This is a genomic window from Kitasatospora sp. NPDC057198 (assembly GCF_042670125.1).
GTDB lineage: Bacteria > Actinomycetota > Actinomycetes > Streptomycetales > Streptomycetaceae > Kitasatospora.
Map to the genome: position 1 here is coordinate 1 of NZ_JBHUWH010000486.1, position 5,647 is coordinate 5,647.

Sequence of the window (5,647 nt, forward strand, 5' to 3'; positions counted from 1 at the left end):
AACTCACCACGGAGCCGCTCCACATCCCCCAGCTTCACACCTGAAGAATGCCCACCAACAGGCAAGATCACCCAACGTAACGAAGCACTACTAGGTCCTGTCCGGTCGATCTTGTCGGATCAGCGCGCGGCGTCGGGCGCCCGGCTGGGAGTGCCGGCCCGACGCCCTCGTACTGGATGTACTTGGGTGTTGGACCGGTGCTTCCAGGCGAAGGGGGCACCTCCCAGCCCCCCTCGGGGCTGGGGGCGATCCGGCGTCGCGCGCCCGGCAAGATCGGCCGGACAGGGCCCAGCAGCGGGGCTACCGTGGAGGGGAGGGCGCGCCGCCCGCGCCGGGAAGAAACGGCGGATCCGAGGAGTTGATCACCCGTCAGGGCGCCCTCTTGTAGGGTGCGTTCGAATCGACGACGAGTCGACGATCTGACGTGGGGACGGGAACAGGCGGATGCGGATCGGAATCATCGGTACCGGAACGGTCGGGCAGACCCTGGGCGGCAAGCTGGTCGCCCTCGGCCACGAGGTCACCCTCGGCTCGCGCGGCAAGGGCAACGCCGCGGCGGAGGACTGGGCGGCCCGCTCCGGCCCGCTCGCCCACCCGGGGACGTTCGCGGAGGCCGCCGCCTTCGGCGAGCTGGTCGTCAACGCCACCGGCGGCACCGTCGCCCTCGCCGCGGTCGAGCTCGCCGGGGCGGACAACCTGGCCGGCAAGACCCTGCTGGACGTGTCGAACCCGCTGGTGTTCTCCCCGACCGGCGAGGTCACCCTCGACCCGGTCAACGACGACAGCGTCGGCGAGCGCCTCCAGCGCGCCCTGCCCGCCACCCGGGTCGTCAAGGCGCTCAACACCGTCAACTGCGAGGTCATGGTCGACCCCGGCCGCGTCCCCGGCGAGCACCAGCTCTTCCCCGCCGGCGACGACGCCGGGGGCAAGGCCGAGGTGATCGCCCTGCTGACCGAGTTCGGCTGGCCCGCCGCCGACATCCTCGACCTCGGCGGGATCGACGCCGCCCGCGGCATGGAGATGCTGATGCCGTTCTGGCTGCGGCTGATGCGCCACTACGGCCACGCCGACTTCAACTACGCCATCCGCACCGCGCGCTGACCCCGGCCGGCAGCCGGGGGCGGGGCCCGAACGAAAGGCAGCACACCATGAGCGACCGCACCGACCGGGCCCCGCTCCCGTACCAGCCGCTCGACGAGGACTGGGAGAGCGCCCTCGCCGTCGTCGCCCACCCGGACGACATGGAGTACGGCGCGGCCGCCGCCGTCGCCCGCTGGACCGGCCAGGGCAAGCGGATCAGCTACCTGATGGTCACCAGCGGCGAGGCGGGCATCGACGGCACGGAGCCGGAGCTGTGCCGCCCCGTCCGCGAACGCGAACAGGTCGAATCGGCCCGGATCGTCGGCGTCGACACCGTCGAGTTCCTCGGGTACCCGGACGGCGTCGTCGAGTACGGGCTGCCGCTGCGCCGCGACCTGGCCCGGGCGATCCGCCGGCACCGCCCCGACATCGTCATCACCACCAACTTCCGCGACACCTACGGCGGCGTGTTCCCCAACCAGGCCGACCACATCGCCGTCGGCCGGGCCGCCCTGGACGCGGTGCGCGACGCCGGGAACCGCTGGGTCTTCCGCGAGCTCACCGCCGAGGGCCACCAGCCCTGGAACGGCGTCCGCCAGCTCTGGGCGGCCGGCTCGCCCGACGGGCTGCACGCCGCCGACACCACCGACACCTTCGCCGCCGGCGTCGCCTCGCTGGAGGCCCACCGCGCCTACCTGGACGGCCTCGGCGGGGAGATGGCCAACGCCGCCGAGTTCCTGGAGGGCATGGGCCGAACCGCCGGGGCCCGGCTCGGCACCCGCTACGCCGCCGCCTTCGAGGTGGTCGACCTCCGCTGATCGGCTCCCCGGAAACGGCCTTGACCTCAAGCCGACTTGAACTCCTACGGTGGGGGCGTCGGTTCGGAGACGAGGAGGGGCACGTGAGCGTGACGTTGAAGGAGTACCCGCCGGAGCAGCTGGCCGCCCAGCCCATCGGGGCGTGGACGGGCACGGCCGGCCGGCTGGTGGTCGGGGCGCTGCGCGAACAGCTGGCCGTGGAGGGCCTCACCCAGCCGCACTGGTGGACGCTCAACCACGCCGCCGGGGCGCCCGGCCGGTGGACCAGGGCCGAGCTGACCGAGCGGCTGGCGCCCTGGGACGACCAGGGCACCGACTTCGACGCCGTCTACGACGACCTGGCCGCCCGCGGCTGGCTGGTGGAGGAGGCCGGGCGCATGACACTGACCGAGCAGGGCGAGGCCGGACGCCTCCGCGCCCGGGAACGCAACCTGCGGGTGCACCGGCAGGCGCACGAGGGCATCGACACGGCCGACTTCGTGACCGCGGTCAACGTGCTGCGCCGCATCGTCGCCAACCTGGGCGGGAACGGCGACCTGCCGTAGCCGCTCAGGGCCGGCCGTTCCCGTCGGTGGGCACGTCGTCGTCCTCGTCCTCGTCGTCGTCCTCCTCGTCCCGGCCGTTCTGGTGCGGGATCCGGCCCGCCGCGGCGTCCCGGGGCGGGCGACGGCGGCGGCGCAGCCAGGTGCGGACGGCCAGCAGCAGCGCCAGCGCCGCCACCACCGCGAACAGCAGCACCTGGTAGCGGACGGCCTGCCGGTACAGGGCGTCGATGTTGCTGCCCGCGAAGTAGCCGACCGCCGTCCACACCCCCGCCCACAGTGCCGCGCCCACCGCGTTGGCGAGCGTGAAGCGGCGCCAGGGCATCTCCGTGGTGCCCGCGATCAGCCCGTTGGTCTGCCGCAGGCCGTCGACGAACCGGGCGCCGGCGACCACCAGCGCGCCCCGGCGGCGGAAGAACGCCTCGGCGCGCTCCATCCGCTCCGGGGTGAGGCGGACGTACCGGCCCCAGCGGTGCACGAACGCCAGCCCGCCGGTGCGGCCCAGCACGTACGCGAGGGTGTTGCCGGCGGTCGCGGCGAGGACGGCGACCAGCAGCAGCACCGGCAGCGAGAGCTCTCCGGCGCCCGCGTACACCGCGGCCAGCACCAGGATGGTCTGGCCGGGCACCGGGAGGATGCAGCTGTCGAGGAACACCAGCACCCCGACCGCCAGGTAGCCGTAGTCGTCGAGCAGCGGGGCGAGGTGGGCCAGCGGGCCGGGCAGCGGCGGCGACAAGGTCGGGGACTCCTCCCACCGGGCCCGGCGGGGCCCGGGATCAGCGCTGCTCCTCGCCGGGGCGGTGCTCGACGACGCAGTCGGGGCCGGGGTAGACGAGTCCGGCGTGGCCGTCCTCGAAGCGGACCAGGTACGGCGGTTCGCCGTCGGTGCCGCGCACCTCGACGATCTCACCCCGGCGGTCGGTCATGCCGACCGCCCTGCTGTGCATGTGGACGTGGTCTCCCACCATGGCGTGCATCGGACCCTCCCGCGGGCAGGTGTGTGAGCTTCCCCCTCCACTGTGCGGCGGGCGCCCGGAGGGCGCAAAGGCAGGCGGGGCGGGGGTGGCTCGCTCAGGGCGCGGGCGGGGTGTCGGCCAGGTAGCCGCGCAGCAGCCGCTTGCACTCGGCGACCAGCGCCGGATCGCCCGCCGGGTCGGCCCGGAACGCCAGCTTGAGCACCGCGTCCGCGCACTCCATCGCCACCCGCAGCGCCAGCGCGTACCCGGGGGCCGCGAACAGTTCGCCGCCGATCGCGCGCAGCCGGGCGGCGACCGCCGCGTTGTTGTCCAGTTCGGCGTCGAGCAGGTGCAGGTCGTCGACCTCGGCGGGGACGGCGTCGACCAGGCCGAAGTCCAGGTGCCCGAAGCCCGCCACGGCGCGCTTCATCGCCACGAACTCGTCCACCGCGTGGTCGGTGAAGGCCGCCGTGCTCGGCGTGCCCGGACCGGCGGCGGCGACCCGGGCGGCCAGGCCGTCCAGGAAGCGCGCCAGGTTGCGTTCGGCGAGGGCGGCCAGCAGGCCCTCCTTGCCGGCGAAGAACTGGTACAGGGTGCCGATCGGCACCTCGGCGCGCAGCGCCACCTCCTTGGTGGTCAGCCCCGCCGGGCCCACCTCGTCCAGCAGCCCCGCGCAGGCGTCCAGCAGCCGCTCGTACCGCTCCTGGCTGCGCTGCTGCACCGGCCGGCGGCGGGCCCCGACGGCCGGCGCGGCCGGGGCGCGGGGGGCGGGGGCGGCGGACGCGGCGCGCTGCGGGGTCATGACGCCACTGTGCCGCATCCGGTCGGGGCGGGGCGAATCCCGGCCGGACCGGTGTGGTTGGGTGTCGGACCATGGACGAGCAGCGGGCGGTCAGGATCCAGCGGGCCGTGCGGATCGAGGACGGGGCCTGCCGGCACCTGCTGGTGTGGCGGGCCGGACCGGGCTGGCGGATGGCCGGCTCCGGCGTCCTCGGCGGCGGCATCGGCGAACGGCACTGGGTGCTCAACGCCCAGGTGCGGGCCGGGTACGGGCGCCTCGACCCGGCCGAGCACCTGGCCGGACTCGCCGCCGGGCAGGGCCTGACCGGGCCCGGCACGGCCCTGATGACCGCCGCCGAGGTGGACGCCTGCACCTGGGCGGAGGACGGCGGCGCCACCGCCGTGGTCACCACCGGCATCGGCGTCCCGACCTGGGCCGCCGCGCCCGACCCGCCGTCCGGGTACGCGCCCGGCACCATCAACGTCCTGGCGGTCGTCCCCGCGCCGGTCTCCGACGCCGGGCTGGTCAACCTGCTGACCACGGCCACCGAGGCGAAGGTCCAGGCCCTGCTGGAGGCCGGGTACGACTGCTCCGGCACGCCCTCCGACGCGATCTGCGTGGCCGTCCGGGCCGGGGGCGAACCGGAACCCTTCGGCGGCCCCCGCTCGTACTGGGGCTCCCGGCTCGCCCGCGCCGTCCACCGCGCCGTCCTCGCCGGGGCCCTGGCCGACCGCGAGCGCCGCGCCGGCTGGGACGGCCCGCCGACCCACCCGGCGACGCTGCCGGGCTGCGCGTGCGACAACGTGCTGGCGGGGGAGGGCAGTCGGGTGGAATCCTCGCCGGTGTGAGCGAGCGACGGATATTCCTGGACCCGGACGGCTGCGGCACGGGCTGGCTGTTCGTCATCGTGGCGGCCCCGACCGGCGTGCTCTACCAGAACCAGGGCGGCGGCTACTCGTGCCGGCAGTACGAGCAGGAGGGCTACCTGATCCCGGTCCCGGGCACGGACCTGACGGGGGAACTGGAGCAGGTCTTCGTCGAGGAGCTGCGCGGTCGCGGCACGTACGGCCTGGAGTGGCCGCCCGAGCTGCTGGCGCGGCTGCGGGCGGCCGTCGCCGACATCCACCTCTACGGCTCGGCGAACCGGGACGACCCCTGGCCGGCGCCGCTGGTGCTGGACGAGTCCCGGCTGGCCGAGGCGGACGAAGCCTGGGTGCCGGTGCTGACGCCGGACGGGCCCGGGGTGCTGGTGTGGGAGAACTCCGACTGAGCGGGCCTCAGGTGCCCGGCAGGTGGTCCTGGTCGATGACGTAGACCCGGACGGGGGCGGGGGCGTCGGCGCAGTGGCGGCCGAGCTTCTCCCAGCGGGACTCGGGGCTGCGCAGCGGGCGGTGGCAGCGGCGGCAGCGGACCACGGGGGCCGGGCGGCGTTCGACGGCCGTGCCGGGGATCGGGGGTTCGGCGCTGCCG

General features: G+C 75.1%; 9 protein-coding genes. 5 read left to right on the top strand and 4 right to left on the bottom strand.

What is annotated here, in order from left to right; all coding sequences use genetic code 11:
• Positions 1–444: 444 nt before the first annotated feature.
• The 3 genes from ACFUEL_RS33750 to ACFUEL_RS33760 all read left to right on the top strand — a co-directional run bounded on the left by ACFUEL_RS33750 (position 445) and on the right by ACFUEL_RS33760 (position 2,443).
• Positions 445–1,101: an NADPH-dependent F420 reductase gene (locus tag ACFUEL_RS33750; protein WP_380241071.1), complete on the top strand. Its 657-nt coding sequence runs from the start codon at positions 445–447 to the stop codon at positions 1,099–1,101.
• A gap of 47 nt (positions 1,102–1,148) precedes the next feature.
• On the top strand, positions 1,149–1,898 hold the full coding sequence (locus ACFUEL_RS33755; protein WP_380241073.1) for a PIG-L deacetylase family protein: 750 nt from the start codon (positions 1,149–1,151) through the stop codon (positions 1,896–1,898).
• An 83-nt stretch (positions 1,899–1,981) separates the two neighbouring features.
• Positions 1,982–2,443, top strand: coding sequence for a MarR family transcriptional regulator (locus tag ACFUEL_RS33760; protein WP_380241074.1), 462 nt, complete (start codon positions 1,982–1,984; stop codon positions 2,441–2,443).
• Between the two features lie 4 nt (positions 2,444–2,447).
• On the opposite strand, the gene ACFUEL_RS33765 is transcribed toward ACFUEL_RS33760, so the two are convergent.
• The 3 genes from ACFUEL_RS33765 to ACFUEL_RS33775 form a co-directional block, all read right to left on the bottom strand.
• On the bottom strand, positions 2,448–3,176 hold the full coding sequence (locus ACFUEL_RS33765) for a DedA family protein (RefSeq protein ID WP_380241076.1): 729 nt from the start codon (positions 3,174–3,176) through the stop codon (positions 2,448–2,450).
• A gap of 40 nt (positions 3,177–3,216) precedes the next feature.
• Entirely contained in the window at positions 3,217–3,417 is a 201-nt protein-coding gene (locus ACFUEL_RS33770; protein ID WP_380241078.1) for a DUF1918 domain-containing protein, read from the bottom strand.
• 94 nt (positions 3,418–3,511) lie between these two features.
• Positions 3,512–4,198: a TetR family transcriptional regulator gene (locus ACFUEL_RS33775; protein WP_380241080.1), complete on the bottom strand. Its 687-nt coding sequence runs from the start codon at positions 4,196–4,198 to the stop codon at positions 3,512–3,514.
• A gap of 71 nt (positions 4,199–4,269) precedes the next feature.
• On the opposite strand from ACFUEL_RS33775, the gene ACFUEL_RS33780 reads away from it, so the two are divergent.
• Positions 4,270–5,025 (top strand): adenosylcobinamide amidohydrolase, encoded by a 756-nt coding sequence (locus ACFUEL_RS33780; protein WP_380241082.1) that lies wholly within the window; start codon positions 4,270–4,272, stop codon positions 5,023–5,025.
• A complete protein-coding gene (locus ACFUEL_RS33785) occupies positions 5,022–5,447 on the top strand; it encodes a DUF6210 family protein (protein WP_380241084.1) in 426 nt (141 codons plus the stop codon). Before ACFUEL_RS33780 ends, ACFUEL_RS33785 begins: the two co-directional genes overlap by 4 nt.
• Before the next feature lie 7 nt (positions 5,448–5,454).
• On the opposite strand, the gene ACFUEL_RS33790 is transcribed toward ACFUEL_RS33785, so the two are convergent.
• On the bottom strand, positions 5,455–5,647 hold a 193-nt coding region (locus ACFUEL_RS33790), incomplete at its 5' end, for a DUF6011 domain-containing protein (RefSeq protein ID WP_380241086.1).

Bases quoted from the DNA above. Each gene is read 5' to 3' on its own strand.
- ACFUEL_RS33750 (WP_380241071.1), top strand. From the start codon at position 445: ATGCGGATCGGAATCATCGGTACCGGAACGGTCGGGCAGACCCTGGGC.
- ACFUEL_RS33755 (WP_380241073.1), top strand. From the start codon at position 1,149: ATGAGCGACCGCACCGACCGGGCCCCGCTCCCGTACCAGCCGCTCGAC.
- ACFUEL_RS33770 (WP_380241078.1), bottom strand. From the start codon at position 3,417: ATGCACGCCATGGTGGGAGACCACGTCCACATGCACAGCAGGGCGGTC.
- ACFUEL_RS33775 (WP_380241080.1), bottom strand. From the start codon at position 4,198: ATGACCCCGCAGCGCGCCGCGTCCGCCGCCCCCGCCCCCCGCGCCCCG.
- ACFUEL_RS33780 (WP_380241082.1), top strand. From the start codon at position 4,270: ATGGACGAGCAGCGGGCGGTCAGGATCCAGCGGGCCGTGCGGATCGAG.